The sequence below is a fragment of the Lacrimispora amygdalina genome (assembly GCF_003432035.1).
Lineage (GTDB): Bacteria > Bacillota > Clostridia > Lachnospirales > Lachnospiraceae > Lacrimispora > Lacrimispora amygdalina.
Map to the genome: position 1 here is coordinate 1 of NZ_QOHO01000042.1, position 26,632 is coordinate 26,632.

The 26,632-nt window shown below is 41.9% G+C and carries 28 protein-coding genes and 1 other annotated feature; of the genes, 4 read left to right on the plus strand and 24 right to left on the minus strand.

Annotated features, from left to right (window positions below; translation table 11 throughout):
• Positions 1–2,680 (plus strand): winged helix-turn-helix domain-containing protein (locus DS742_RS13785; protein WP_147325788.1); only part of this gene is annotated, 2,680 nt, incomplete at its 5' end.
• 61 nt (positions 2,681–2,741) lie between these two features.
• Entirely contained in the window at positions 2,742–3,521 is a 780-nt protein-coding gene (locus DS742_RS13790) for a flavodoxin family protein (protein ID WP_117417560.1), read from the plus strand.
• Between the two features lie 98 nt (positions 3,522–3,619).
• On the opposite strand, the gene DS742_RS13795 is transcribed toward DS742_RS13790, so the two are convergent.
• A complete protein-coding gene (locus DS742_RS13795) occupies positions 3,620–4,102 on the minus strand; it encodes a rod shape-determining protein (protein WP_117417561.1) in 483 nt (160 codons plus the stop codon).
• A 35-nt stretch (positions 4,103–4,137) separates the two neighbouring features.
• A complete protein-coding gene (locus DS742_RS13800; protein WP_117417580.1) occupies positions 4,138–4,704 on the minus strand; it encodes a polysaccharide deacetylase family protein in 567 nt (188 codons plus the stop codon).
• A gap of 179 nt (positions 4,705–4,883) precedes the next feature.
• Between DS742_RS13800 and DS742_RS13805 the strand changes: the two genes are divergently transcribed.
• Positions 4,884–5,501 carry a cytidylate kinase-like family protein gene (locus DS742_RS13805; protein WP_117417562.1) on the plus strand — a complete coding sequence of 206 codons (618 nt, stop codon included), beginning with the start codon at positions 4,884–4,886 and terminating at the stop codon, positions 5,499–5,501.
• 90 nt (positions 5,502–5,591) lie between these two features.
• On the opposite strand, the gene DS742_RS13810 is transcribed toward DS742_RS13805, so the two are convergent.
• From DS742_RS13810 to DS742_RS13915, 22 genes are all read right to left on the minus strand, one after another.
• Positions 5,592–6,278, minus strand: coding sequence for a response regulator (locus DS742_RS13810; RefSeq protein WP_117417581.1), 687 nt, complete (start codon positions 6,276–6,278; stop codon positions 5,592–5,594).
• Positions 6,271–7,755 (minus strand): sensor histidine kinase, encoded by a 1,485-nt coding sequence (locus DS742_RS13815; RefSeq protein ID WP_117417563.1) that lies wholly within the window; start codon positions 7,753–7,755, stop codon positions 6,271–6,273. The genes DS742_RS13810 and DS742_RS13815 overlap by 8 nt, the downstream gene beginning before the upstream one ends.
• On the minus strand, positions 7,734–9,263 hold the full coding sequence (locus DS742_RS13820; protein WP_117417564.1) for a TrkH family potassium uptake protein: 1,530 nt from the start codon (positions 9,261–9,263) through the stop codon (positions 7,734–7,736). The genes DS742_RS13815 and DS742_RS13820 overlap by 22 nt, the downstream gene beginning before the upstream one ends.
• Positions 9,253–9,708: a potassium channel family protein gene (locus DS742_RS13825; protein ID WP_117417565.1), complete on the minus strand. Its 456-nt coding sequence runs from the start codon at positions 9,706–9,708 to the stop codon at positions 9,253–9,255. Before DS742_RS13825 ends, DS742_RS13820 begins: the two co-directional genes overlap by 11 nt.
• The gene (locus DS742_RS13830) at positions 9,705–10,172 is read right to left on the minus strand and encodes a potassium channel family protein (protein ID WP_242996479.1); all 468 of its coding nucleotides are present in this window, start codon (positions 10,170–10,172) and stop codon (positions 9,705–9,707) included. The genes DS742_RS13825 and DS742_RS13830 overlap by 4 nt, the downstream gene beginning before the upstream one ends.
• Before the next feature lie 171 nt (positions 10,173–10,343).
• Positions 10,344–10,547 (minus strand): cold-shock protein, encoded by a 204-nt coding sequence (locus DS742_RS13835; protein WP_104439191.1) that lies wholly within the window; start codon positions 10,545–10,547, stop codon positions 10,344–10,346.
• Between the two features lie 260 nt (positions 10,548–10,807).
• Complete coding sequence (rplL, locus tag DS742_RS13840) at positions 10,808–11,179, minus strand: 50S ribosomal protein L7/L12 (protein ID WP_104439192.1); 372 nt, start codon at positions 11,177–11,179, stop codon at positions 10,808–10,810.
• 121 nt (positions 11,180–11,300) lie between these two features.
• Complete coding sequence (gene rplJ / locus DS742_RS13845; RefSeq protein WP_117417567.1) at positions 11,301–11,795, minus strand: 50S ribosomal protein L10; 495 nt, start codon at positions 11,793–11,795, stop codon at positions 11,301–11,303.
• A 152-nt stretch (positions 11,796–11,947) separates the two neighbouring features.
• Positions 11,948–12,091 (minus strand) — a sequence feature (ribosomal protein L10 leader region).
• A 40-nt stretch (positions 12,092–12,131) separates the two neighbouring features.
• Positions 12,132–12,827 carry a 50S ribosomal protein L1 gene (gene rplA / locus DS742_RS13850; RefSeq protein ID WP_117417568.1) on the minus strand — a complete coding sequence of 232 codons (696 nt, stop codon included), beginning with the start codon at positions 12,825–12,827 and terminating at the stop codon, positions 12,132–12,134.
• 156 nt (positions 12,828–12,983) lie between these two features.
• Entirely contained in the window at positions 12,984–13,409 is a 426-nt protein-coding gene (gene rplK / locus DS742_RS13855) for a 50S ribosomal protein L11 (protein ID WP_097002672.1), read from the minus strand.
• Positions 13,410–13,494: 85 nt separating this feature from the next.
• A complete protein-coding gene (gene nusG, locus DS742_RS13860; protein ID WP_117417569.1) occupies positions 13,495–14,010 on the minus strand; it encodes a transcription termination/antitermination protein NusG in 516 nt (171 codons plus the stop codon).
• 23 nt (positions 14,011–14,033) lie between these two features.
• Positions 14,034–14,237 carry a preprotein translocase subunit SecE gene (secE, locus tag DS742_RS13865; protein ID WP_117417570.1) on the minus strand — a complete coding sequence of 68 codons (204 nt, stop codon included), beginning with the start codon at positions 14,235–14,237 and terminating at the stop codon, positions 14,034–14,036.
• A 19-nt stretch (positions 14,238–14,256) separates the two neighbouring features.
• Positions 14,257–14,406 (minus strand): 50S ribosomal protein L33, encoded by a 150-nt coding sequence (rpmG, locus tag DS742_RS13870; RefSeq protein WP_013271142.1) that lies wholly within the window; start codon positions 14,404–14,406, stop codon positions 14,257–14,259.
• A gap of 229 nt (positions 14,407–14,635) precedes the next feature.
• Positions 14,636–15,481, minus strand: a complete 846-nt coding sequence (rfbD, locus tag DS742_RS13875) for a dTDP-4-dehydrorhamnose reductase (RefSeq protein WP_117417571.1) — start codon at positions 15,479–15,481, stop codon at positions 14,636–14,638.
• Positions 15,482–15,506: 25 nt separating this feature from the next.
• Positions 15,507–16,529, minus strand: coding sequence for a dTDP-glucose 4,6-dehydratase (rfbB, locus tag DS742_RS13880; RefSeq protein ID WP_117417572.1), 1,023 nt, complete (start codon positions 16,527–16,529; stop codon positions 15,507–15,509).
• A gap of 12 nt (positions 16,530–16,541) precedes the next feature.
• Entirely contained in the window at positions 16,542–17,423 is an 882-nt protein-coding gene (gene rfbA / locus DS742_RS13885) for a glucose-1-phosphate thymidylyltransferase RfbA (RefSeq protein WP_117417573.1), read from the minus strand.
• Between the two features lie 85 nt (positions 17,424–17,508).
• Positions 17,509–18,699, minus strand: coding sequence for a MerR family transcriptional regulator (locus tag DS742_RS13890; protein ID WP_117417574.1), 1,191 nt, complete (start codon positions 18,697–18,699; stop codon positions 17,509–17,511).
• Between the two features lie 30 nt (positions 18,700–18,729).
• The gene (locus tag DS742_RS13895; RefSeq protein WP_117417575.1) at positions 18,730–19,221 is read right to left on the minus strand and encodes a GNAT family N-acetyltransferase; all 492 of its coding nucleotides are present in this window, start codon (positions 19,219–19,221) and stop codon (positions 18,730–18,732) included.
• Positions 19,222–19,274: 53 nt separating this feature from the next.
• Positions 19,275–19,985: a ComF family protein gene (locus DS742_RS13900; protein ID WP_117417576.1), complete on the minus strand. Its 711-nt coding sequence runs from the start codon at positions 19,983–19,985 to the stop codon at positions 19,275–19,277.
• Between the two features lie 68 nt (positions 19,986–20,053).
• Complete coding sequence (gene recD2 / locus DS742_RS13905) at positions 20,054–22,279, minus strand: SF1B family DNA helicase RecD2 (RefSeq protein ID WP_117417582.1); 2,226 nt, start codon at positions 22,277–22,279, stop codon at positions 20,054–20,056.
• A gap of 123 nt (positions 22,280–22,402) precedes the next feature.
• Positions 22,403–23,413 carry a rod shape-determining protein gene (locus tag DS742_RS13910; protein WP_117417577.1) on the minus strand — a complete coding sequence of 337 codons (1,011 nt, stop codon included), beginning with the start codon at positions 23,411–23,413 and terminating at the stop codon, positions 22,403–22,405.
• A 409-nt stretch (positions 23,414–23,822) separates the two neighbouring features.
• On the minus strand, positions 23,823–25,379 hold the full coding sequence (locus DS742_RS13915) for an ABC-F family ATP-binding cassette domain-containing protein (protein WP_117417578.1): 1,557 nt from the start codon (positions 25,377–25,379) through the stop codon (positions 23,823–23,825).
• A 172-nt stretch (positions 25,380–25,551) separates the two neighbouring features.
• Between DS742_RS13915 and DS742_RS13920 the strand changes: the two genes are divergently transcribed.
• The gene (locus DS742_RS13920; protein WP_117417579.1) at positions 25,552–26,436 is read left to right on the plus strand and encodes a putative ABC transporter permease; all 885 of its coding nucleotides are present in this window, start codon (positions 25,552–25,554) and stop codon (positions 26,434–26,436) included.
• Positions 26,437–26,632: the final 196 nt, after the last annotated feature.

Below are 26,632 nucleotides of genomic sequence, written 5' to 3' on the forward strand. Positions count from 1 at the left end.
CGGAATGGAGATTATTATGGAGAATCATATTGATCTTCTGGAAACTAAATTCAGTATCAATCATATTTACCGCCAGAAAGCCATAACGAGAGAAAATCTTTTTTGCATACTGGATGACGCAGTAAACACCAGACTAACTTTGATAAGTGCACCGGCCGGATTTGGAAAAACCACTCTATTAAGCTCCTGGATTACAATGCATAAAAAAAGATCAATAACTGCAGCATGGCTCACGCTGGAGGCAGAGGACAATGAAGAGAACAGATTTTGGATTTATTTTATTTCAGCAATAAAATCAATAATTCCAGACATCGGAGAAAAGTCGTTAAACTTATTATACACTTCCAGAATCGGCGGTATAGAAACAATAATCACGGTACTGATCAATGAGATACTGGAGAGCAGGAAAAAATTCCTTTTTATAATTGAAGATCTGCATGTAATAAAAAACACGCAAATTCTGAATGGCTTGAAATTTTTTATTAATCACATGCCCTATAATATACATCTGATAATTACCAGCCGACTCCGCATAATAACCCGGCTATCAGGAATAAAGTACTTCAACAGCATCATTGAAATCGGGGTGGATGAGCTGAAATTCACAAAAAATGAAACAGCCGCTTATATAAATGAAATTATGGAGTTAAAGGTCTCACAAGACCAGTTAATCCGACTGTATGAATTAACAGAAGGCTGGCCGGTGGGACTTCAGATTGCTGCATTGTTCTTTAAACGTAAGGGTATTGAATCAATAAATGATAAGCAGGTAATAATGCCTCCGTCAAATTTCGCAGATTATTTCATGGAAGATATCTTAAACAGCCAGACTCCTGCCGTTTATGATTTTCTGATAAAGACATCGCTGTTAAATGCGTTTTCCTGTGAGCTGTGCCAGGCTGTGACTGAAGTGGAAAATTGTAATGAGCTGTTAAAGCAGGTGCTTGAGATGAATCTCTTTATCTCCTGTTTCGCTCAAAAGGATCAATGGTACCGATATCATAGTCTTTTTGCCGGTTTTTTAAGAAAAAAAGTAAAAGAAGATAAGCCTGAATTAGTGAAAGATATATATTGGAAGGCGGGACATTGGTACGAAAGAAAAGGATTTGCACAGGAAGCCTGCACCTGTTATCTGAAGGCACAAAGTTATGAGAAGGCGGTCCATATAATTGAACAGATCAGCAGTCCTCTTATTTATCAGGGGCAGTTTGCAGTAATAGAAAAATGGATAGAATCTGTACCGGCACAATATGTATTCAGGAATATACGGCTGATGCTGGATTATGTATGGATTTATTTATCCAGACATAAAGTCAGTGATGCCAGTTATTATATAGAAATGATTGAGAAAGAGTCTGAAGATGCAGCACTTCCGTTAGCCATTAAAGGGGAATTTCTTATAGCTAAAGCATTTATCAAAATGGATCATCTGGAAGAAAGTATTCAGCTGTTAAACAACGCCATGGAGCTGGTAGATCCGTTTAACCCCAATTATTCAGCAGCTTTAATGAGTATTGCAACTACATACATTGTTCATGGTGATGTTCCGGAGGCAGAAGAATATTACTCAAAGGCACTTACAGCCAGTATTAAAATTGAAAATCTGTATTCCGCCGCTTATTCCTGGGGTGGACTTGGTATGATGTTGACCTGCCAGGGCAGATTCAGAGAAGCAGAAATACTATATCAGGAAGCGGAAACTTATTTAAAAGAAAAAGGCGGAAATTCCATTCCATTATTAGGAATTATTTTTTCCGGATTATCAGAAATATTTTATCTGAAAAACGATATAGAACATGCTGCTGAGTATTCAGATAAAGCAATAGAAATGTTTGAAAAGGGCGGCATTTTTGATATAAAAAATAATTGCTATGTTATAAAAGCCCGGTCATTATTAGCCAAAGGCTGTAACAGCAGAGCAATCGAAGTAATGAATAAAGCACTGATTCTGTCAGAAAAAGATAACACGTATGGCTTTAAAAGACATATTGAATACTGCAGGGCAAGAATTTTTCTGGATATGGGCGAAATAGAGAAAGCAGAAGATTTTATCGAACAATATCAGTTGTCCCATACGGATCATTTAAAAAAATATAACCTGCATGATTATGTCCTGCTGGCAGAAATATTGGTAAAAAGAAAAGAATATACAAATGCCCTTTTTTGTATTGATGAAATATTGAAACTGGACAGTATTGGCGGACTTTATGAAATGCAGTTAGAAATACTAAAATCAGACGCATTACAAAGTATATCGAAACCAGAAGCTGCTTTTGCGGAGTTACATAAGGCGCTGGTCAAATGCTCGAATGAAAATTATTTGAGATTATTGATCAATTATGGATCCAGAATGGAGTCTATGCTTAATGTATTTCTGACCACGGAGAATACCCGTTCTGACAAGCGGAGCATAATGTATGCCAAAGACATTCTAAAATTTTTTGATGATAAAACTCAGAAAACAGTCAAAGGAAATTCACTTCTGACTAAAAGAGAACTGGAGGTATTAAAGCTGATCAGTGATGGTGCAAGTAATGAAGAAATCGCACAGTCATTATATATCTCTATCAGTACTGTAAAAAGCCATATCCTGAATCTGTTTACCAAACTGGAAGTGAATAGCCGTTCGAAAGCAGTGGTCGAAGCAGAAAAAAGAGGTATAATTCATACTATTTACTGATTTATTCGGCTCCAGAATGTTGTATCATAGGTGCAACAGAGAATAGTTTGGAGGATAAATCATGAAAATTACAGCAATTATTGGAAGCCCCAGAAAAAGTGGTGATTGTTTCAAAACAATTGAAATGATAGAAAAAAGCTTTAACAGGATCAGTGAAACACAGGTAGAATATGTATTTCTAAAGGACTTTGATTTAGGATTTTGTAAAAGCTGTCTCTTATGTTATACAAAAGGCGAACAGTTCTGCCCCCATATTCAGGTTACCGGTTTATTACTTGAAAAAATGATGGAGTGCGATATTGTGATTTTTGCCTGTCCGGTTTATGAACAGCATGTTACTGCATTAATGAAGAACTTTTATGATAATTTTTCCTTTCTGTTTCATAGACCGCGGTTTTTTGGCAAAAAGGCAATTCTGCTATCCTCAACTGGAGGCTCTGGTTTAAAAGGGACACTGAACTATATGAAAATGACGGCAATCGGCTGGGGATTCGATATTGCAGGTATAGTAGGCGTTTGCGGATCTTCATTATCATCAAATGAGAAATATAAAACGGACGTTCAGATTAGAATTGACAAACTGGTGGATAAAATATACAAAAACAGAAAAGCAGGCCAGCCATCCTTATATCAGCTTGCAATGTTCCGTGCAATGCAGTGTAAAGCTCTAAAATCAGCACAAAAGAAAAATATCGAATATAATTACTGGCTGGAACGCGGCTGGTTAGAAAAAAACTACTATACCAGTCAAAAAATAGGGATTGCCAAAAAAATTTACTCTGATTTTCTAAAACATATAATGAGAAAAATGATGAATGGTAAAAATATAATAATTAACTAAATCGGATGTATGGTATATTTTATAGATTATGTAAACCTCCGAATTGGTATAAGATAAAATTATCAGTTTGGAGGTTTACATATCAGAATAATCTTATTCTATAGCTTATTAGGTATAATACCGATAACAATACTGTAGTTCTTTGCTAATTCTCTTTTAATATCTTCAAACTCCAGTTTAAAAATATTAACCTTTCTTGCTCCAGCCGCATAGAACACATCTTGAAATGCTTTTATTTCCACCCCTGTTAATTCAAAAGGAATACATACAGCAACAGTTGGTTTAAAGATTTTATATATTATTCCTGGAAGAATATTTTTAAAAATCAATTTCACTACTGTGACAGTTTCGAAAAATTCGGCAACTACGTTTCTCTTAAAAGTAGAATAAACAGAAATTTCACCCATATCAACACTTTCAATAGCGTCAACATATTGGTATGCTGCTTTCCCAACTGCAATAACTTTATGCGATTCATTTATAGCGATAACTGCATAATCAGAGTATGTCTGTATTGACTTTGAAGTATATCCTCGTATTTCAACGGGGGAAAAATCCCCCTCTAATCTTTTAATTCCCATAACTATTTCACCTGCCGTTTTTATTAAAGGACATTTTACTCATTTCTAAATTTTCCATCTCTATGCAACGTATCCACATCCCACAGTACCACCGTCATATTGGTTGTGCACTCCAGTTCCTCATTCCACGACCCATAGGGCGGCCGAAGGTACTGGGGCCGTACTCCCGTAATAGCCTCTATCTGGCGGTTATTTTCCTCAATCTGTTCGCAGGCATTGGACACAGCCTCCTTATTCATCTGTACGTGACTGTAGCCATGGTTTCCGATGAGGTGCCCATCCTCCTGCATCTGCTTCACAATTGCTTCCTTGCCTATCACATTTTTTCCCAGAAGAAAAAAGGTAGCATGGACACCCCGTTTGCGAAGACCGTCTAAAAGCATGGGTGTATAAATGGAATGAGGTCCGTCGTCAAATGTCAGTGCAATCTGTTTATCACCGGAAAACTGTTTCCGAACCTCTTCCTTTGCCTCTCCTCCGGCATCTGCCGGCAAAAACAACGTATTTTTCGCCTCAATGTAATTATAATACAATGCCCCTGCAAAGGCAATATCCAGTACAATGACTGCCAACAGACAGGCCAATTTCCATCTTATTTTCATAAACTCACAAGCCGGCTTTCTGCTTTTATTAAACAATCTATGGGCTTTCAGGTCAAAATAAAACCAGAAAATTTCAGTTTTTTTATATCTTTCCCTTCTAAAATACGTTATAATTAAGATATATTAACAATATATTTCTAAATATTGTGTACAATCCCTAAGGGAAGGAGCAGATTAAAATGGAGCACAGGATCATTGCAATCGGCCGTCAGTTTGGCAGCGGAGGACACGAGATCGCATTCAGACTATCTGAGGAATTGGGGGTTCCCATGTATGACCGGGATCTGGTGGAAATGGCTGCGGAAAAACTGGGTCTTTCAGAAATCACTATTGAGGCAGTAGATGAATCAGTTTTCAACACATTTCTGTCTTCGTACCGTTATAACGGTCTCGCCCCAAGAAGAATTCCATTAAATGACAGCACGTTCGAGACACAAAGTAAAATCATTGAAAGCCTGGCTGATAAAGGGCCATGCATATTTGTAGGCAGATGTGCTGACTATGTTCTGCGGGAAAACCCTCTATGTCTGAATATATTTCTCTATGCAGCATTGAAGGACCGCACAGAACGCATTATGAAGCGTTATAACATCTCAAAAAAGGAAGCGGAAGCCTCCATTAAAAAAATGGACCACCGCAGAAAGCAGTATTACGAGACATATACAGACCGGAGGTGGGGACACATTGAATCCCATCAGATTCTGTTTAACATCAGCCAACTGGGAATCACCCGGACCATTGACACAATCAAACACCTCTATGCCGACCCCATTTCAGTTCCTTCGACCGATATATAATACTCCCTCATGAAAAGCTTACATCAGCGTTTAGAATTAAAACAGGCAGAGACCAGAAAATCCCTGTATTTTTCTGATCTCTGCCTGTTTTCAGTTTTCAGTAAACCGATAACCTACTCCTACCTCAGTTATAATAAACCTGGGATTGGCCGAGTCCTCTTCAATTTTCCTCCTGATATTTGCCATAAAAACCCGAATAGTCTGGTAATCATCATTCGTATCATATCCCCAGATCTCATTCTGAATGAAATGATGGGTTAAAACTTTTCCTGCATTCAAAACCAGCAATTTCAACATCTTATATTCAATGGGGGTAACATGGACCTCTTCTCCCCTGACAATCAGTTTCCTTTTTTCAAAATCCATGCTGAACCCTTCCAGTTCAAATGCTGTCTCTGGCTTTACCAGGCCGCTTTTGTGTCTTAATGCTACACGGATACGGGCAAGCAGCTCTCCGGCATGAAAAGGCTTGGTCAGATAATCGTCTGCTCCTTCATCCAGCGCATCTACCTTTTCCTGTTCCATTCCCCGCGCAGATACAATAATAATGGGAATATTGGATTCCTTCCTGATCTGGCCTAAAACCTCCATGCCATCAATGTCCGGCAATCCCAGATCCAGAAGTATAATATCCGGATTATTAGCATAAAAATAAGAAATTCCGGTCAGTCCGTCATCTGCAAAGACAGAATGATACCCTTTTGTTTTCAGGGTAATCCTGATAAAATTCTGAATACTCTTGTCATCCTCGATAACAAGAACGCTGATATCATTGATCATCAGTCTCCTCCATAGGCATCTCAATTCGGAAAGCAGCGCCTTTCTCCACATTCTGGTCGATTAAAATTCTTCCGCCATGTGCTTCTATAATAGCCTTGCATATGGCAAGCCCCAGACCTGCCCCTCTCTGACGGTCTCCTTCCCGATAAGCAGCTGTAAAAAAACTGTCAAAAATATGCTCCATCTTATCCCCCGGAATGCCAGTCCCGTTGTCACTTACCGTAAAAACCATACGATTTCTTTTTGCACCGGCAGATACGGTAATCACTGTATTTTCTCCGGAATGGCGTATGCCGTTATCGATTAAGTTCACCAGCACCTGGGTAAACAGTCTGGCGTCTACGCTTATCAGCTCTATTTCCGGCGGAGTTACTGTCTTCAGGGTATGATTCCCCAGTCGCTTTGAAACCAGTGTGACCGCACCCGAAATCAAATCGTCCACTACTTCCTTCTTCTTGTGAATCTCCAGCTTTCCCTCCTGAATTCTGGTCATGTTTAACAGATTTTCCACCATGGAATTCAGCCACTCCGCCTCTGTGCTGATATCAAGCAGCAAGCTTTTTGCGCTTTCTTCATCCACCAGAGTGTAATTTTCATAAAGGAAATTGGAATTTCCTGCGATTCCGGTCAGGGGAGTTCTCAAATCATGGGAAATACTTCTAAGCAGGGTGCTTTTCAATCGTTCCCGTTCAATCTGAAGTCTGGATTCCTCTTTTTCCTCATTCAGCTGTTCCCGTTCAAGCACCAGCGTAATCTGGGAAATTACCATTTCCACATACATGCGTTCCTCTCTGGCCAGTCCGCCATTGCTGCACGAGAAGATAATTACACCATACGTCTTACTTAGACTGCAGACAGGTACGTAAAGACGGGTGCTGTCCCCAAACTGGGCTTCTCCATACCCGCATGCCATGGAATTTCTAAAACACCACTCGGCTGAACTGTCAGAAAATCTCTCATCTCTGCTCCTGATTAAAATTTCCGTTTCCTTTCCAGTTAAATTATGCAGGCTCTTTTTACTGTAGGATATAATGGCCTGACGTCCGGAAAGATTTAAAAAGCCACTGCCTATGGTATTGAGTTTCAGCATAATCTCTGCCCGTTCCCGGTCAAGATCCATTTGCTTTTGCAGCTTAACCGTTAATGAAGCAGCGATAAATGCAACAATAATAAAAATAAGCAAAGAGATGACATAGTTGGGATCATCCACCTGAAAAGTAAATCTGGGCGAAGTTAAAAGATAATTAAACGTAAAAACAAAGACAATGGAAGACGAAATACTCCAAAGCATACTTCTGGTTTCCACACTGCACAGTATAACGCCCACCACATAAATCAGAAGAAGATTTTCAATTCTTACACCTGTGTGGTTTAAAACAATCGCCAGCATTGTAGACAATCCCCAGATAATCGCAATTTTTCCGAAATTTCTTAATATCGGGACCCGAATACCTATACTTTTTTCCATCTCCATGAATTTATAACTGCTTCCTTTCCATCAAATATGAAACGGGCAATTACCATGAATACAACATATAATTCCAGCCGTCCAATAAGCATTCCGGCACTGGCAGTCCAGTGGATCACGGAACTGGCTTCATATGATGTAATTCCAACCGAAAATCCTGCGTTGCTTAATACTGATGCGAACTCAAACATGGAATCCTGAACGGAATATCCAAAACAGCTGAAAATAAAAGTGCCGGCTGCAAAAATCATAAGATAAAAGATCAGAAATACATTCACTTCCCTTTTATCCTGCTCTGTCAGCTGCTCTCTTTTACCTCCCCGGTTAATCTGTTCCATTATAATAACTCTGTTGGCATTAAGACAACGTGAAATTTCCCATTTCATTTCTTTTAACATAACACAAACCCGGTAAATCTTCAATCCTCCAGCCATAGATCCTGCTCCTCCGCCTGTCAGCATGAGAAGAATCAGAATAAAGAACATGGAAGGCGGCCAGCTGTGAAAGCTGCCAACCGTTCGAAAGCCGGTAGTGGAAAGCGCAGATACTGCCTGAAACAGGGCAAACCGTAAGCTTTCCGGCATACTTCCGTAAAGCCCCTTTCGCCCAAGCACAGCAAGCAGTAACACAGAACCTGCAAGCAGAAGAGTGGTCAGTCTGATCTCACTGTGATAAATCACATCACAGAATTTTCTTCTGATGAGAAGTAATTGAATAAAAAAACCTGTACTGCCAAGAAGCATCAAAATAATCGTAATCAGTTCAATAGGGAAACTGTTATAATATCCCATGCTCTCCGGATGAGTGGAAAATCCTCCGGTAGTAACTGCCGCCACAGAATAATTGACTGCATCAAATAAACTCATTCCAAACGTCACATACAACAATACACCAACTACTATATATCCCCCATAGATACCCGCAATCAGCCCCGCCGATTCCCGTAAATTTTTCAGCAGCCTGTCTGAATGCCCCACTGGATCGTTATGTTTCATTCCAAATGCATCGGCCACAGCAGTGTTCAGGATAAGTACCAGCCCCACTCCTCCAAAAAGCGAAAGCACAGTACGGTGTATCAGCAGAATATGAGGTACAGCAGCTGTATCTACAACGCTGAGTCCTGTTGTACTAAGTCCGCTGATTGCTTCAAATACGGCCTGGGAGACTGAATACCTGCCGCTAAGTATAAACGGTACAGAGGCGACACCTGCCACAATCAGCCAGGTGCCAGTCACCAGCGTCATTCTCTGGTTCTTATCCAATTCTCCTGTTTTTCTTCCGCGCAGGATAAAGCTGATTAAATAACCTACCAGAATGGAGCAAACGCCTGGAATAACAAAATATACCGCCTGATCTGACTCACCAGGATAAAACATCAGCGTAAGAAGAGGAAGCAGGGTAACCACTCCGGCAAGCATTATAACAAATCCCAAATATCCGGCAATCAGATTTCTTCCTATTACTTTCTCTTCTGTACCTCCCGGAAAATAAGACTCATACTCATTAGTTTTCATTTTTTTCGCTTGTAGGTGCCACTTTAACCTCCTGCTGAATGTCCGCCATAGATGGCTGCTGTATATACTGTGCCAGAATATAGGCCGCGCTTATGACCTGATCCACTCCCAATGCCTTAAAAATCTCCACATTTCTTGGATTTCTTACGGTACAGAGTGTTTTTTTCACAGAAAACAGGCGTTTTGCCATCTGGCAAATCTCCAGGTTATCTGCATCTTTGCCGGACAGCGCAATGATTATATCAAATCCTCTGATACCTGCATCACTCAATATCTCTTCACTGCCTGGGTCACCATTGATAACAGATACTTTATCATATTTGGCGGCAAGATGTTCACAGTACCCCCTGTCATCGTTTATCACAATCAGCCTGTGTTTGTTTTTCAGTAGAAGACCGGTAAGAAAATCGGCTTCATCCCTGCCTCCTGCTACAGCAATTTTCATAATGCGGATACCTCCTCATATACTTTCTCTGTGAGACGGTCAAATTCATCGGCCGAAAGAACAAAGGGACAGATTGGTTTCATATTATACCCCTGGATCAGTTTTTCCTTGCTCTTGTCATTCAGTCTTAAAAATACCTCCGGCACGTGAAAGATCCTGCTGGCAATCTGGGCGGCCAGCAGATTTTCATTATCATCCCCCATTGCCGCAACAAAGACCTGAGCCTGGCTGATGCCTGCTTGTTTTAACAACTCTGCATCTGTTCCGTCTCCCAGAACCTGATCTCCCACAAACTCCCCCGGCAGTTTCCGAAATGATTCCTCTGATAAATCAATCATAACAATTCTGGTGCTGCGTCCCGAAAGCCGGCCAGCAAGACCGACACCAAACCGGCTGGCACCCACGATAATAATTGTCTTTGTTTTATGAAACAGCATATAAGGTCCTTCCCTTCTCGTACTCATTTTCAATCCTTATTTTACAAAATATAATTATAAAAATGATAGTGGGGATGTCAGACCAGATATAAAGATTCTATAAAGACCATGGGGCAGTTTTATATATGCAAAAAGGGCTGCCTTCCATAAAAATGGGGGGCAGCCCTCAAAAGGCTTATTTTTCAGCTAAGGATCTAATTAAGCCAGGCAAACATTAACTGCCTGCAGACCGCGATTTCCTTCTGTTGTTTCATAAGTTACTTTCTGTCCCTCTTCAAGAGTCTTGTAACCATCAGAAACAATTCCGGAGAAGTGTACAAATACTTCCTCGCCTGTTGCATCATTTACGATGAAACCATATCCCTTAGCACCATTAAACCATTTTACTGTACCGTTGTTCATAACGCGTACCTCCTATAATAAATAAAAAATAATTTGATATATCGCCTGAAACAAAAAATCACATATTTTTGTAAACCATCATCCGAAAATAATGACTTACAAAAATATGTGAAATCATAACTCCATTCGATATTACACGTACATTCTACCCCGAAAACGCAAAAATGTCAAGATAAAACTAATATTCCCATATAGGAAAAACAGGGTCCTGTCCCTGTTGAAAAGGTATGGACCCTGTTCTGTAACAGACGAAAATTTAATTACTTTAAAGTAACTTTTGCGCCTTCTGCTTCTAAAGCAGCTTTGATCTGATCTGCTTCTTCTTTGGAAGCGCCAGCCTTTAATACCTTAGGAGCTCCGTCAACTACGTCTTTTGCTTCTTTTAAGCCTAAGCCTGTAGCTTCACGAACAACTTTGATAACTTTAACCTTGTTAGGACCAACTTCTGTTAATTCTACGTCGAATTCAGTCTTCTCTTCAGCTTCTGCTGCTGGGCCTGCTGCTGCAACTACTACGCCTGCTGCTGCAGATACACCAAATTCTTCCTCACATGCCTTTACTAATTCGTTTAATTCTAATACAGATAATTCTTTGATCGCTTCGATAAATTCAGCTGTTGTTAACTTTGCCATGATAATATACCTCCGTAATTAATATGTTTGATTTTTTAATGGAAGTTCAGCTCGCCTTTGGCTCACCGAACAGCTAATTTTCTAAATTCAAGCTGCGCTTCGCTTGCTTTCATTAAGAAAATTATGCTTCTGCGCCCTGTCCGTCTGCAATCTGCTTGAGAACACGTGCAAAGTTTGTGATAGGAGACTGGATGCTTCCCAGTAACTTTCCAAGAAGAATTTCTCTGGAAGGAATGCTGGAGATCTTCTCCATAGCTTTTGCATCATAGAAAATGCCTTCTACAACACCGCCCTTGATTTCAAGAGCCGGAGCTGTCTTAGCGAATTCAGCCAGGATTCTTGCTGGAGCTGTTGCGTCTGTCTTGGATACAGCAATTGCTGTAGGTCCTTCCAAAACCGGATCCAGAGCTTCAAACGCTGTTCCCTTAGCAGCAAAACGGATCATGGTATTCTTATATACCTTGTAAGAAATTCCAGCCTCTCTTAACTTCTTACGAAGATCTGTATCCTGAGCAACTGTGATACCACGGTAGTCTACAACAACTGCGGTCTCAGCGCCTTCCAGTAATTCCTTAATCTCGCTTACTACTGGCTGTTTTAATTCAACTTTTGCCATTATGGTTTACCTCCTGTTTAGTCTAAGCCCTGCAGCTGCCTGCAAAAGCCTGTTCGTATAAACTGCAAAGGAAGTCCGATTAGCCTCACGGCTAACTGAACGGCTATTTCCCCGAATCAGCTCACGCTTACGCCTGACCTCACTCAGAAAAATATACCAAAGAAAAACCTCTCCGCCAAATGGACAGAGAGGTTTACAATTCATTTACACAAAATGATTCTTGCATATTCCTCGGCAGGCGTTATCACCTTATGCCTTGCGGCACCTGCTGTCTTCGGCAGTCAATACTTAATTAGTATAACATTATTTATAATACATGTCAACCACAAAGCAAAATTAGCTCATTAACTTTGCTACATTCAGCTTTACGCCAGGTCCCATGGTGGAAGCAAGGGTAACGCTCTTTAAATAAGCACCTTTAACTGTACTTGGTTTTGCTTTAACGATTGCATCAACAAGCGTCTGGAAGTTGTCCGCTAACTGTTCTTCTGTAAAAGAAGCTTTTCCAACTGGCACGTGGATAATATTTGTTTTATCAAGTCTGTACTCAACCTTACCAGCTTTGATATCATTGATTGCTTTTGTTACATCCATGGTAACGGTACCAGCTTTTGGGTTTGGCATTAAGCCCTTAGGTCCAAGGACACGTCCTAAACGACCAACTACACCCATCATGTCTGGAGTAGCAACAACTACATCAAAATCCAGCCAGCCTTCGTTCTGGATCTTCGGAATTAATTCCTCTGCTCCAACGTAGTCCGCTCCTGCAGCCTGTGCCTCATCAGCCTTAACACCCTTAGCGAAAACTAAGATGCGAACAGTCTTACCTGTACCGTGAGGAAGTACTACGGCACCACGGATCTGCTGGTCTGCGTGACGTCCGTCACAACCGGTTCTGATATGAGCTTCAATGGTTTCATCAAATTTAGCACTTGCATTCGTCTTAACTAAAGAGATTGCTACTGGTGCATCGTAGAGAACAGCACGATCTACTGTCTTAGCTGCCTCTGCGTATCTTTTTCCTCTTTTCATTCTAAATAACCTCCTAGTGGTATTGTCGGGGATTTTCCCTCCCACGTTACAAAACTTCGCCATCCAAGATAACGGAAGTCCGATTTGCTTCGCGGCTCACCGAACGGCATGAGTTACGAAACTCTGCCGGCGCTATACTTGGCTTTGCTAAGAAAATTAAGCCTCTACTGTGATACCCATGCTTCTTGCGGTACCAGCGATCATGCTCATAGCTGCTTCAACAGATGCAGCATTTAAATCTGGCATCTTAAGCTCAGCGATCTTCTGTAACTCAGCCTTGGAAATGGTAGCTACTTTTGTCTTGTTTGGTACTGCAGATCCTGATTTAAGCTTGCATGCTTTCTTCAGTAATACAGCAGCTGGCGGAGTTTTGGTTATGAAGCTGAAGCTTCTGTCCGCATAAACAGTAATAACAACCGGAATGATTAAATCTCCCTGGTCAGCAGTTCTTGCATTGAATTCTTTTGTAAACTGTACGATGTTCACACCATGCTGTCCAAGTGCCGGACCTACAGGAGGAGCTGGTGTAGCCTTTCCTGCTGGAATCTGCAATTTGATATATCCCGTTACTTTCTTTGCCATAATTAGGCACCTCCTAAATAAATGTGGTATTGTCGGGGATTTCCCTCCCACGAGCCTATACAACGGTATAAGCCGCTTTTACTTGTTACATCTTCTTTATCTCGCTGAAATTCAGTTCCACCGGTGTCTCCCGGCCAAACATCTCAACGTTAATGGTGATGGTTTTCTTACCTTCGTTGATGGACTTGATAGCACCAACAGTATCCTTCCATGCACCGGAAGTTACCACAACGGTATCTCCCACTTCAAAGCCAACAATGACTTCTTCATTCTTGAATCCAAGCTTTTGCATCTCATCTTCTGTCAGAGGAACCGGTTTTGATCCAGGACCTACAAAGCCTGTTACACCGCGGGTATTACGTACAACATACCATGTATCATCATTCATGACCATGTGAATCAGTACGTAACCGGGGAACATCTTTTTATCGGCCTTTTTTTCCACGCCATTCTTAAGCTCAATGACGGATTCAAGAGGAACCGATACTTCCAGAATCTGATCCTGCAGGTTTCTGTTTTCGATTGTTTTTTCAATGTCAACTTTTACTTTGTTTTCATAACCTGAATAGGTATGGACTACATACCAATTTGCTTCTGACATAAACTCACCTTAACCCTTACGAATTATAAGATAAAACTGAGACCAAACTTGATGATCAGATCAAGAATCGCAATAATCAGTCCTAGAGCAATCGCAGATGACATAACAGCGATTGTTTGTTTCGTTACGGTTTCTTTGTCAGGCCAAACGATCTTGGCGAACTCAGATTTCAAACCTTTTACAAAGCTTTTTTTCTGAACTCCCTCGTTGTTCACTGTATCTCCCATAATCTGCCTCCTAAACTAATTACTTCGTTTCTTTGTGCATTGTATGGCTCTTACAGAATCTGCAATACTTCTTGGTTTCCATTCTGTCCGGATGAGTCTTCTTATCCTTGGTCATGTTGTAGTTACGCTGTTTACATTCAGTACATGCCAGTGTGATTTTTGTGCGCACGACTTCCACCTCCACTTAAATTATCGTTGTTGTGTTTTCAGTCCCTTTTTTCAGCTGCAAGAAATTTTGAGCATAAAAAAAAGACCTAAGCTCTTCCATTCGCCCAATTACTATAACATACAGGACTGGATTCGTCAATCTTTTTTTAGAAATACCTGCTAAATTATGATTCAGACATTATAACACGGGAAACTAAAAAATGCAAGTCTAAAGTTTCCCGTGTGTGTTATTAATACTCGATCTCTGCCTGATACCGTCTTAACGCATCCTGCCAGGAAGGAAGCGGCTGAAAGCCATTCTCCTTTAACTTATCTTTGCTCATTCTGCTGTTCATTGGACGTTTGGCCTTTACCGGAAACTGATCAGAAGTAACAGGTTCAACCGTAACAGGCATGCCTGCCTGTCTAAAGATTTCACAGGCAAATTCATACCAGCTGCAAAGTCCCTCATTGGTGGCATGATAACGTCCGTATTTTTCCGTTTCAATCATATCCACCAGAAGGCGGGCAAGGTCAAAGGTGTAAGTGGGAGAACCAACCTGATCCGCGACAACATTCAGTTTATCCCTGGTTTTTCCCAGATTCAGCATGGTCTTGATAAAATTCTTGCCGTTAACGCCGAACACCCAGGCAATGCGTACAATAAAATATTTATCAAGATTTCCTTCTACTTCCAGCTCCCCTTCGTACTTCGTCTGTCCGTAAATATTTAACGGTTCTCTGTTATCATCAGGCTCCCAGGGGCGGGTTCCCTGACCGTTAAATACGTAATCCGTACTGATATACATCATTGGGATATCAAGATCCCTGCACACCCTGGCGATGTTTCCGGTTCCCCTGGCATTGACATTCCAGCATAATTCCTCATTCTCTTCTGCAGCATCCACAGCAGTATAAGCAGCGCAATGAATGACTGCATCAGGAGCAGCTTCCCGGATTACCCGGTTTACACTTTCCTCATCCGTGATATCCATCTCTTCGATATCTACGCCCACTGCCTCATGATTCCGTTTTTTCAGTTCATTTACTACGTCATATCCAAGCTGGCCCTTTACGCCAGTAACTAATACTCTCATCACTGCCTCACTTTACGATTGGAATTTATAAACGTTTTCCATACATATTATCAAAATAATTCTGGTATTCTCCGTTTACAATATGCTTCCACCAGTCCTCATGATCCAGATACCACTGAATAGTCTGGCGGATTCCAGTGTCAAAATTGTATTTTGGCTTCCAGCCAAGCTCTGTTTCCAGTTTCTTCGGATCAATGGCATAACGTCTGTCGTGACCCGGTCGGTCTGTTACATACTTGATCAGGCTTTCCGGCTTATCCAGTTCCCTTAAGATCGTCTTCACGACTTCTAAATTGGTGCGTTCATTATGTCCGCCTACATTATAGACTTCGCCGACTCTGCCCTTATGAATGATTAAATCAATTGCTTCACAGTGGTCAGAAACATGAAGCCAGTCTCTTACATTCTCTCCGGTTCCATAAACGGGAAGATCCTCATCTGCCAGAGCGCGGCTGATAATTAACGGAATCAGCTTCTCCGGGAAATGATACGGTCCATAGTTGTTGGAGCATCTGGAAATAGTAACAGGAAGCCCGAAGGTTCTCTGGTATGCCAGAACGAATAAATCAGCACTGGCCTTTGATGAGGAATAAGGGCTTGATGTATGAAGCGGAGTCTCTTCTGTAAAGAATAAATCCGGCCGGTCAAGAGGCAGATCTCCGTAAACCTCATCTGTAGAAACCTGATGGTAGCGCTTGATTCCGTAGGTGCGGCATGCATCAAGCAGGGTTGTGGTACCCATAACATTAGTCCTTACAAAGCTTTCCGGATCAGTGATGGAACGGTCTACGTGGCTTTCTGCCGCAAAGTTTACAACTACATCCGGCTTCTCTTTTTCAAATAAATCAAAAATAAATGTTCTGTCTGCAATGTCGCCCTTGATAAAACGATAATTAGGTTTGTCTTCCACAGGCTTTAAGGTCTCTAAATTTCCTGCATAGGTTAAAAGGTCCAGATTGATAATCTCATAATCCGGGTATTTATTTACCATATGATGTACGAAGTTTCCGCCGATGAATCCGGCTCCTCCGGTAACGATTATTTTCATTGATTTGCTCCTTTACTTATCGATATATTTTCCTGCAAGCACATCCATCAGATACTGACCATACTGGTTCTTCTTTAATGGTTCAATACTCTTTTCCAGCTGATCTTTTGTGATCCAGTGGTTTAAATAAGCAATCTCTTCCAGACAGGCGAGTTTTCTGTGCTGATGGGTTTCCATGGTCCGGACAAAATTAGTGGCATCTACCAAAGACTCATGTGTCCCTGTATCAAGCCAGGTAAATCCCTGACCCAAAAGCTCCACATCCAGCTTGCCCTCTTCCAAGTAAATGCGGTTTAAATCTGTAATTTCCAGCTCACCGCGGGCGGAAGGTTTTAAGTTCTTCGCATATTCCACAACCTTATTGTCATAAAAATAGAGACCTGTCACGCAGTAATTGCTCTTTGGTGCAGACGGCTTTTCTTCAATGGAAACAGCCTTTCCTTCTGAATCAAACTCCACAATTCCAAAGCGTTCGGGATCATCCACGTAATAACCGAATACAGTGGCTCCATCCTTTTTATTTGCTGCATGAAGAAGTCGCTTTGTAAGACCGTGTCCTGCAAAGATGTTGTCTCCAAGAATCATGGCAACGCTGTCGTCTCCGATAAATTCTTCTCCAATGACAAAGGCCTGTGCAAGACCATCGGGAGATGGCTGTACAGCGTAGGATAACTGAATCCCGAACTGTGACCCGTTTCCTAACAGCGCCTCAAACCTTGGCGTGTCATCCGGTGTGGATATAATCAGAATATCCCGGATCCCTGCATTCATTAAAACAGAAAGCGGATAGTAAATCATGGGTTTATCATAAATAGGCAGTAACTGTTTGGACGTTACCATGGTAAGCGGATACAGCCTGGTGCCGGACCCCCCGGCAAGAATTATTCCCTTCATTATTTGTTTCCTCCATATTCATTCATATTGCTATCATAAAGGGTGACGTAACGTCACGGTCAAGTCTTTTTCTATTACTTTTTTCTTATTTTGTGCAAATAAATATACCAGCCTGCTTTGTAATATGGATAAACCCTTTTTTCACCATCTTCTTTTCCAGATATTCACGGAATTCTTCATACCTGTCGATTAAAAACTCCTGCTGATTTCCGTGGCAGGATAAAATATATTCCATCAGTGCACCTGCATCAGCTACCTCCAGATGGTCATCATAAATTTCTTTTTTCACAGATTTGAAATGGCTCCTCAAGATCTCTTCTCCATTATCCAACCCAAAAACATCATAAAGATTTACTTCTGAGAGGACGATTCTGGAATCAAATTCCAGTACCAGCTGTCTGATCTCTTTCATATGTTCTCTGCCATAAGTGCTGCAATAAAAGATTCCGCCCTTTTTTAAAACCCTGTAAACCTGAGTTAATGCAGCATCCAGATTTGTTAAATAAAACAGTACATGATTAGCAGCTGCAGCATCGAAGCTCTCAGCCGGCTTTTTAATCTGCCTGCAGTCCAGAACCTCAAAAGAAATCTGACCCCTGACCTGTTTTAAGTTTTCCTGTGCATCACGAACCATGCCCTTGGATACATCCGTCAGGCAAAGCTTCGCATCTGAAGGAATCCGGTCTTTATTTACCCGCCACAATTCTCCGTTTCCGCAGCCCAGTTCCAGAATGTGTTTTCCGTTTAAGGGCTCCATCTGATCATAAAGCCACCGAAACCAGCCCAGAGGATTGGTGGCATATTTTTTATGAAGGCCAATTCGAATGCTTACATTGGCTGCATCCTTGTACTGCTCCACCAGAGTTTTTTCCATATTTGTAATATGGATTAAGTGAAGTATTTTATTCCAGTCCACAGACTGACGGTCAGCAACCAGTTTCGAGGTCTCTGTTAATGTCTGTTCTACCAGTTTTAAATGTTCAATTCTCTTTCGGATCAGATTCAGCTGAAGCTTGATTGATTCTCCCACATAATCATGATCCTTATCATTAATGGTAATGGAACGGATTTCGTCAAGAGAAAATCCCAGATACTTAAGAGAGAGTATCTTCTGCAGCTTTGCAAAATCCGAATCTGTATAAAGCCGGTATCCGCCGGTGCTCATACCTGCAGGTTTTAACAGTCCCTGCTTGTCATAATACCGGACAGTCCGTATGGAAACACTGGCCTTTTTCGCAAATTCTCCGGAAGTATAGTACCCTTCAATGTGGCTCATATTCCTCTCCCTTTCTCGTTTTAATCCGTGTTACAATATTATTTGATAATTTTCTATATCCAGAATTTTTCCAAATTTTATTCCTACCTCACGAATCGTTCCGCAATGAACAAATCCAAGCTGCTCATGAAGCTTCATACTGGCTTCATTGCCTCCTGTAATTACGGATACAACCGTATGAATGTCTTCCCTTTCCCTCGCTATCTCAAGAATTACTGCCGCCAGCTTTCCGGCAATTCCTCTTCTGCGGTATTCCTTGTCAATGTAAATGGATAATTCCACCGTTTCTTTATAAGCTTCTTTGGGACGATAGGCGGAAAGACTTGCATAGCCAACTGCCTTTCCATCCTCCTCCGCTACAATCAGGGGATGATTTCCAACATTATGCTCGCGGAACCATACCATGCGTTCCTCCATTGTTTTCGGAGTAAAATCAAAGGTGGCAAAACCATGCTCTGCCTCATAATTATAAATATCCAAGAGCTGCGGCATATCTTTTTCTACTGCGGTCCTGATGTTCATTCCCATTCCTCCTGAGTCAATCAGTATTATTTATTTATGTATCATACATCAAACTACTGCCCTCGTCCAATACAAATTGTTAAAAAATACACCTTCCTGATTCCCGATTTTTTCAGCACGCGGGTACAGGCTTCCACTGTACTTCCGGTCGTATAAATGTCATCAATTAAAATTACATTTTCAAGGCCTTCAACTATCTTTCCCGGCAAAAAAGCTTCCTCCAGATTTTTTAAACGCTCTGCGGGATTTAGTGCCTTCTGGGGCATGGTTTTCTTGCTTCTCACCAGCATATCAGGCAAGACAGGAATCTTAAGTCCCGCTCCGATTCTGCATGCAAGAAGCTCAGCCTGGTTAAATCCCCTCTCTTTTTTTCTCGATGGATGAACCGGCACCGGAACGAGACCACCGGCCCCCATACGCCTGATCATTTTCTCATACCGCAGACTTATGGCATCTCCGTAAAAATCTAAATATTCCCGTTTATTTTTATATTTTATCTTTGCCATGGAGTTTTTGGCGTTTTCGTCGTAATTAATCAGAGCCCTGCCATACTCAAAGGTTCTTTTGTGTTTCATACAGTCAAAGCAGTATTCTATGTCGCTGCTAAAGACCTCCTTACCGCATTTTTTACATACAGGGTCCTTAACGAAAGACAGCACTTTCACACATTCCGGGCAAATCAGTCTGCCTTTCGGCATAACGATCCCGTCACAGGCCGGACACCTGCGCGGAAATAACAGGTCAATAAAAAAAGAGGATTGCATAAGGATAGATTCTCCTTTAAGAATTGTAAGACAGGCAGACAGACAGGACCTCCGTCTGCCCAAAGAATTTAAGGCAGCTTATTTATTTCACAGATACGTTCCTTTAATCCGGAATATCTGCGCTGTTCCATTTCGTTATTTACCATATCCTGAAACGTTCCCGGCATACCTACCAGACAGACACAGGTTTTTGCACGGGTAACTGCTGTATAGATTAAGTTTCTTGTCATCAGCATTCTTGGACCAGGAAAAACAGGAATAACCACTGCAGGATACTCACTTCCCTGGGATTTATGAATGGTTATGGCATAAGCCAGCTCCAGCTCTTCCAACTGTTTATAGCTGTACTCAACCAGACGTCCTTCATCAAATTCCACAGTCACCAGCTCCGCAAACGGATTCATCTCCCGGATGATCCCAATGTCTCCGTTATAAATTCCAGTTCCCTTTTCTACCGGAATCCCATACTTGTTTCTGACTTCCCATTCCATATTATAATTGTTTTTGATCTGCATCACCTTATCGCCGGTCCGGTAAATCACCCCTGCCGATTCCCGCTCCTGCTTTGCCTCTGACGGCGGATTTAAGTACTCCTGAAGAATGGAATTAAGCCGCTCCACTCCAATGGCTCCCTTTCTCATGGGCGTCATAATCTGAATGTCATAGGGGTCTGCGTGAACATAGGAAGGAAGTTTGCTCTGAACCAGTGTAATCATGGCATTGATGATGGTATTTGGTTCTTCCCTCTTGATAAACAAAAAATCATTGCTCTTTTTACCAAGGGGAACTGGTTCCCCCCGGTTAATCATATGGGCATTAACAACAATATCACTCTGTGTAGCCTGGCGGAAGATTTTCGTCAGCATTACCACATTGAAGCACTGGGATTCAATTAAATCTCTCAGCACATTACCAGGGCCTACGCTTGGTAGCTGGTTTACATCTCCCACCAGTATAAGTCTTGTCCCGGGGTTAATGGCCTTTAGCAGAGACTGCATAAGATGAATGTCCACCATGGACGTCTCATCGATAATGACAGCATCGGCATCCAGAGGATTCTCTTCATTTCGTTCAAAATGCATGGACACGGAACGTTCGTCTCCGGGAACTCCTGTCAGCTCCAAAAGCCGGTGTATGGTCCGTGCCTCATATCCAGTCGCTTCCGTCATACGCTTTGCCGCCCTGCCCGTAGGAGCTGCCAGTAATATCTCCATCTCCTCACTTTCAAAAAAACGGATAATGGTATTAATGGTAGTGGTCTTTCCGGTTCCAGGTCCGCCGGTAATAATAAGAAGTCCGCTGTTTACAGCCTCTACCACTGCCATTACCTGTTTTTCATCCAGCTCAATCTGCTCTTTTTCCTGAATCTTAACAAGTCTGGTTCTGATTTCCTCCTCAGCCATGGTTCCCCTGATATTTAAATCATGAAGCATCTTGGCCACATTCAGTTCCATATAATAATACTGGGATGCATAAACGGTACGTTTCCCGTCTGTCTCCCTGATAATCAGGCGCTTGTCCAGCTGCATATCCATCAGATGCTTTTCTATGGATGCCTGCTCCACTTTTAAAAGCTCAGAAGCAGAGGAAAGAAGTTCCTCTTCCGGCAGATAAGTATGACCGTTTGAAGCTGCCTGCAAAAGGGTATAAAGAACTCCGCATTTGATACGGAAATCCGAGTCTGTAAAAATACCTGCTTTTCTGGCAATCTCATCCGCCATTTTAAAACCCACTCCAGATATATCATCTGCCATCTGATAGGGATTTTCCTTAACAATGCTGTATAGTCTGGGGCCGTATTCCTGATAGATCTTCACTGCAAGATTCATGGAAATTCCATATTCCTGTAGAAACATCATCGCCTGGCGCATCTCTTTTTTCTGTTCAACCTGATTGGAAATGGACATGGCGAGCTTTTCACTGACACCCTTCACCTCGGAAAGACGCTCAGGCTCTTCTTCCATAATCCTAAAGGTATCGGCTTTAAACCGGCGGACAATCCTTGCTGCCAGCGCTGCACCCACGCCCTTAATCGCTCCGGATCCCAGATAACGTTCCATGGCAGCGGTATCTTCAGGGGCTTTGATTTCGTAGCTTTCTACAGACAGCTGTTCTCCATAAACAGGGTGTTCCGTCAGAATCCCCACCGCTTCGATCCGCTCGCCTTCACTGATGTAATGAAAATTACCTACCAGCGTATATACCTCGCCGTCTTCTGAAAGGCTCAGTACGGTATAACCGTTGTCTTCGTTCCTGTATTTAATTTTTTCTACAAATCCGCAGACTGTCGCCATGTTTCCTCCGTAAAATGCAAAGAGACTGCCGCAAAAGGAACCCTGCCGGAATTTACCGCCAGGGCCGTTAAGAGCAGTTTTATTAATCATGAAAGCTGAACACAAATCTCAGCCTGCACCTGATTAAAATTCTGTTTTGCTGTTTCCGCCATGAGTAAATTCGATGAATTTACCGGTTCCGATGGCAACTGCTGTCAGCGGATCCTCAGCAATCATAGTTGTGATGCCTGTTTTCTCTTCAATCAGGGCATCTAACCCGCTTAATAAAGAACCGCCTCCTGTTAAGACAATTCCTCTGTCAAAAATATCGGCAGCCAGTTCCGGCGGAGTTCTTTCCAGAACATTATGAACCGCATCCACAATCTGCATTGCCGGCTCTTTTAAAGCATCAAGAGTCTCGTCCGAGGTTACAACAATGGTCTTTGGCAGTCCGGTTACCAAGTTTCTTCCTCTTACTTCCATGGTTAAAACTTCCGGTCTGCGGTATGCCGCTCCGATGTTGATCTTAATTTCTTCCGCCGTTCTTTCGCCGATCAGAAGATTGTGCTTCTTACGCATATAACGGACAAGAGCTTCATCAAAATCATCACCAGCCACCTTAATGGATGTGCTCACAACTGTACCGCCCAAAGAAATAACTGCAATATCGGAAGTACCGCCGCCAATATCCACAATCATATTGCCGCAGGCCTTGGAAATATCAATCCCAGCACCGATGGCTGCTGCAACCGGTTCCTCAATAATGGCCACTTCTCTGGCTCCTGCCTGATAGGTTGCATCTTCAACCGCTTTTTTTTCAACTTCAGTGGCACCGCTTGGTATGCAGACACTGATTCTCGGCTTTCTTAAGGTTTTCTTTCCTACTGCTTTGTTGATAAAATACTTAAGCATCTTTTCCGTTACCGTGTAATCGGAAATTACACCCTGGCGCAAAGGTCTGACTGCCACAATGTTCCCCGGTGTTCTTCCGATCATCAGCCTTGCTTCTTCTCCGATTGCCTTTATTTTATTGGTATCACGGTCTATAGCCACAACTGACGGCTCTTTTAAAACAACACCCTTACCCTTGATATAAACCAGTATGCTTGCTGTACCTAAATCAATTCCAATGTCATTAGACATCATCATAATCATCTTCCTCCTGTTCGCTGTATCCTGTTCCCAGGGTTTCCCTTATCTTCAAATTTATGTTAATTGGTAAATGAAGTCGCATTTTCTATCTTATTATATACAATAACCCTGGGTTTTGAAAGGGTTTTTTTAATTTTTATTTTGTTTATGTTTTTTTAATGTACAGGACACATTTTCTTCACATTTATATCATATACTGATAATACGTTATCCGAAAGGATGACGGGCCTTTTGTTTCAAGTAACTTACTTGAAATCACAAAGCTTTTTCATACTCATACCGGACGGTGCAAACCGTCCGGCCCCCCTAAAAGATGATACATCCGTTTCCATATGACAGGAAGCGGATTTTTTCTGTCTAAAATGCGGGATTTGATTCTTTTTCAAGAAATCAAATCCCGTATTTTTTATTATCAGGACAGCTTTAACGCCCACTCTCTGCAGTCTATCACCTTAGTTGCAACTCCCTCATAAAATTCCGGCTCATGACAGATTAACAGAATACTTCCTTTATATTCCATCAGCGCTCTTTTCAGTTCTTCTTTTGCTTCCACATCAAGATGGTTCGTCGGCTCGTCCAATAGAAGAACATTGGTTTCCCTGTTTAACAGCTTACACAAACGGACCTTCGCCTGTTCGCCTCCGCTGAGCACCCTTACCTGGCTTTCAATATGTTTGGTTGTAAGACCACACTTGGCAAGGGCCGAACGGACCTGATACTGGGTATAGGAAGGGAACTCCTTCCATATCTCTTCAATACAGGTGGTCGTATTTCCAGGAGCCATCTCCTGTTCAAAATAACCGATAGACAGATAATCCCCCAGTTCAACATTACCGTTTAAGGAAGGAGTCAGACCCAGAATGCTTTTCAGCAAAGTAGTCTTTCCAATGCCGTTGGCTCCCGATAAAACAACCTTTTCTCCTCTTTCCATGATTAAATCAAGTGGTTTTGATAGTGGTTCCTCATATCCGATTACCAGTTCCTTCGTCTCAAAGATCATCTTTCCTGCCGTACGCGCTTCCATAAAACGGAACTCGGGCTTTGGTTTATCCTTGGAAAGCTCTATTACATCCATTTTATCCAGCTTTTTCTGCCTGGACATCGCCATATTCCTGGTGGAAACACGGGCTTTATTGCGCGCCACAAAATCTTCCAGCTCTGCGATTTCCTGCTGCTGCCTCTTATATGCTGATTCCAGCTGTGCCCGTTTTACTGCATAGACCTCCTGGAACTTTTCATAATCTCCCACATAGCGGTCCAGTGCCTGATTTTCCATATGGTAGATAATATTTACCACACTGTTCAGGAACGGAATATCATGGGAAATCAGAATAAACGCGTTTTCATACTCCTGAAGATAACGCTTCAGCCATTCAATATGCTGTACGTCCAGGTAATTGGTGGGTTCGTCCAGAAGAAGAATATCCGGCTTTTCAAGCAGCAGCTTTCCCAAAAGGACCTTGGTTCTCTGTCCGCCGCTCAGTTCCGTCACATCCTTATCGATTCCCATATCACTTAATCCCAATGCTCTGGCGACTTCCTCCACCTTGGAATCGATAATATAAAAATCATGTGCCATTAAAAGATCCTGAATGGTTCCCAGCTCTTCCATCATGGAAGTCATGGTTTCCTCGTCCGCCTCTCCCATCCGGTCACAGATATCATTCATCTGTTCTTCCATTTGAAACAGAAAGGCAAATGCGCTTTTTAAAACGTCACGGATGGTCATTCCTTTTTCCAAAACAGTATGCTGGTCCAAATAACCGACACGGACTCTCTTTGCCCACTCAACTTTTCCTTCATCCGGCTGAAGTTTCGCCGTTATGATATTCATAAATGTGGATTTTCCCTCTCCATTGGCTCCGATCAGGCCGATGTGCTCTCCCTTTAATAACCGGAATGACACGTCCTGAAAAATGGCACGGTCTCCAAATCCATGTGTTAAATGTTCTACGTTTAATATACTCATCAAAAAACTCCTTCATAAGTGCAATTCCACTAACCGAAACATCATAATTCTACATGAACGAAGCAATTAAGGCAAGCAGATTTTGCCACTTCCTTACGTATTTCGGTTGCAAAAACGGACAAAACCGTATATGATAGATCCAGCACCAATACATGAAGAAAGGGATATAAGCATGTACGTATATACTTGGTATCAGTGGCTGCTGTTTTTTTTCATTTATTGCTTTCTCGGCTGGGTAATCGAATCCACTTATGTTTCTGTGAAAAGCTTTCATTTTGTAAACCGGGGTTTTTTAAGGCTCCCCTTACTTCCGCTCTATGGCAGCGGTGCAATCCTCATGCTTTTCTTATCTCTTCCTGTAAAAGGAAATCTGATACTTGTATTTTTCTTTGGTATGGCGGGAGCCTCTGTTCTAGAGTACTTAACCGGTTATATCATGGAACGCTTATTTAAAATGAAATACTGGGATTACAGTAATAACCCCTTTAATTTAAACGGATATGTCTGTCTGGGCACCTCCATTGCCTGGGGATTTCTCACCATTCTTCTGACAGAAGTGGTACACCGCCCCCTGGAGTGGATGGTTTTCCGCCTCAGTGAAGTGACATGTATCTTTCTGGTAACAGGAATTGGCATCCTATTTGTTTATGACACCGTTCAGTCCACGAAGGCAGCTCTTGATCTGGGTAAGGTACTGGAATCCTTAACTAAAATCAGGTCTGAGCTGGAGGAGGTTCAGGTCCAGATGTCACTTTTAAAAGCGGAGACCGCCCAGAAAGTATCCGAGCTGAAATCCGAGACCATGCAGAAAGCTGCTTCCGTTAAAGAAGAAACCATGGTGAAGCTCACATCCCTTAAGACAGAAACTACCAATGCAATTAAAGAATCCGCTTTGGCAGAACGGCTTCAGGCCCTGACCGAAACCAGGGAAAAACTGACCGGACGGCTTACCTTTTATCCCAAAGGACTACTTAAACGTAACCCTTCCGCCTCTTCCCGTCTGTTTGGAGAAGCACTGCGGGAATTAAAGGAAAACACTAAAAAATTCAAAAAATAACAAAAAGGGTTCTATACTGAATGTTGGGGTGTGCTTGAAAAGCACACTTCCAACATTCTTTTTGTTGTAATAAAATACATCTATAAGAAGCCTCCCAAACGCATTATCCCGACCAAAGTTTAATGTTAACGGAGGTGACCTCTTATAGATGTACCCTAATTATAACAAGGCATTCTTAGACTTGGAAGATGTTTTT

Excerpts from the sequence above, each read along its gene's own strand:
- DS742_RS13790 (WP_117417560.1), top strand. The coding sequence starts at position 2,742 with ATGAAAATTACAGCAATTATTGGAAGCCCCAGAAAAAGTGGTGATTGT.
- DS742_RS13795 (WP_117417561.1), bottom strand. The coding sequence starts at position 4,102 with ATGGGAATTAAAAGATTAGAGGGGGATTTTTCCCCCGTTGAAATACGA.
- DS742_RS13800 (WP_117417580.1), bottom strand. The coding sequence starts at position 4,704 with ATGAAAATAAGATGGAAATTGGCCTGTCTGTTGGCAGTCATTGTACTG.
- DS742_RS13805 (WP_117417562.1), top strand. The coding sequence starts at position 4,884 with ATGGAGCACAGGATCATTGCAATCGGCCGTCAGTTTGGCAGCGGAGGA.
- DS742_RS13815 (WP_117417563.1), bottom strand. The coding sequence starts at position 7,755 with ATGGAGATGGAAAAAAGTATAGGTATTCGGGTCCCGATATTAAGAAAT.
- DS742_RS13820 (WP_117417564.1), bottom strand. The coding sequence starts at position 9,263 with ATGAAAACTAATGAGTATGAGTCTTATTTTCCGGGAGGTACAGAAGAG.
- DS742_RS13825 (WP_117417565.1), bottom strand. The coding sequence starts at position 9,708 with ATGAAAATTGCTGTAGCAGGAGGCAGGGATGAAGCCGATTTTCTTACC.
- DS742_RS13830 (WP_242996479.1), bottom strand. The coding sequence starts at position 10,172 with ATGAGTACGAGAAGGGAAGGACCTTATATGCTGTTTCATAAAACAAAG.
- DS742_RS13835 (WP_104439191.1), bottom strand. The coding sequence starts at position 10,547 with ATGAACAACGGTACAGTAAAATGGTTTAATGGTGCTAAGGGATATGGT.
- rplL (WP_104439192.1), bottom strand. The coding sequence starts at position 11,179 with ATGGCAAAGTTAACAACAGCTGAATTTATCGAAGCGATCAAAGAATTA.
- rplJ (WP_117417567.1), bottom strand. The coding sequence starts at position 11,795 with ATGGCAAAAGTTGAATTAAAACAGCCAGTAGTAAGCGAGATTAAGGAA.
- rplA (WP_117417568.1), bottom strand. The coding sequence starts at position 12,827 with ATGAAAAGAGGAAAAAGATACGCAGAGGCAGCTAAGACAGTAGATCGT.
- rplK (WP_097002672.1), bottom strand. The coding sequence starts at position 13,409 with ATGGCAAAGAAAGTAACGGGATATATCAAATTGCAGATTCCAGCAGGA.
- nusG (WP_117417569.1), bottom strand. The coding sequence starts at position 14,010 with ATGTCAGAAGCAAATTGGTATGTAGTCCATACCTATTCAGGTTATGAA.
- secE (WP_117417570.1), bottom strand. The coding sequence starts at position 14,237 with ATGGGAGATACAGTGAACAACGAGGGAGTTCAGAAAAAAAGCTTTGTA.
- rfbD (WP_117417571.1), bottom strand. The coding sequence starts at position 15,481 with ATGAGAGTATTAGTTACTGGCGTAAAGGGCCAGCTTGGATATGACGTA.
- rfbB (WP_117417572.1), bottom strand. The coding sequence starts at position 16,529 with ATGAAAATAATCGTTACCGGAGGAGCCGGATTCATCGGCGGAAACTTC.
- rfbA (WP_117417573.1), bottom strand. The coding sequence starts at position 17,423 with ATGAAGGGAATAATTCTTGCCGGGGGGTCCGGCACCAGGCTGTATCCG.
- DS742_RS13890 (WP_117417574.1), bottom strand. The coding sequence starts at position 18,699 with ATGAGCCACATTGAAGGGTACTATACTTCCGGAGAATTTGCGAAAAAG.
- DS742_RS13895 (WP_117417575.1), bottom strand. The coding sequence starts at position 19,221 with ATGAACATCAGGACCGCAGTAGAAAAAGATATGCCGCAGCTCTTGGAT.
- DS742_RS13900 (WP_117417576.1), bottom strand. The coding sequence starts at position 19,985 with ATGCAATCCTCTTTTTTTATTGACCTGTTATTTCCGCGCAGGTGTCCG.
- recD2 (WP_117417582.1), bottom strand. The coding sequence starts at position 22,279 with ATGGCGACAGTCTGCGGATTTGTAGAAAAAATTAAATACAGGAACGAA.
- DS742_RS13910 (WP_117417577.1), bottom strand. The coding sequence starts at position 23,413 with ATGATTATGATGATGTCTAATGACATTGGAATTGATTTAGGTACAGCA.
- DS742_RS13915 (WP_117417578.1), bottom strand. The coding sequence starts at position 25,379 with ATGAGTATATTAAACGTAGAACATTTAACACATGGATTTGGAGACCGT.
- DS742_RS13920 (WP_117417579.1), top strand. The coding sequence starts at position 25,552 with ATGTACGTATATACTTGGTATCAGTGGCTGCTGTTTTTTTTCATTTAT.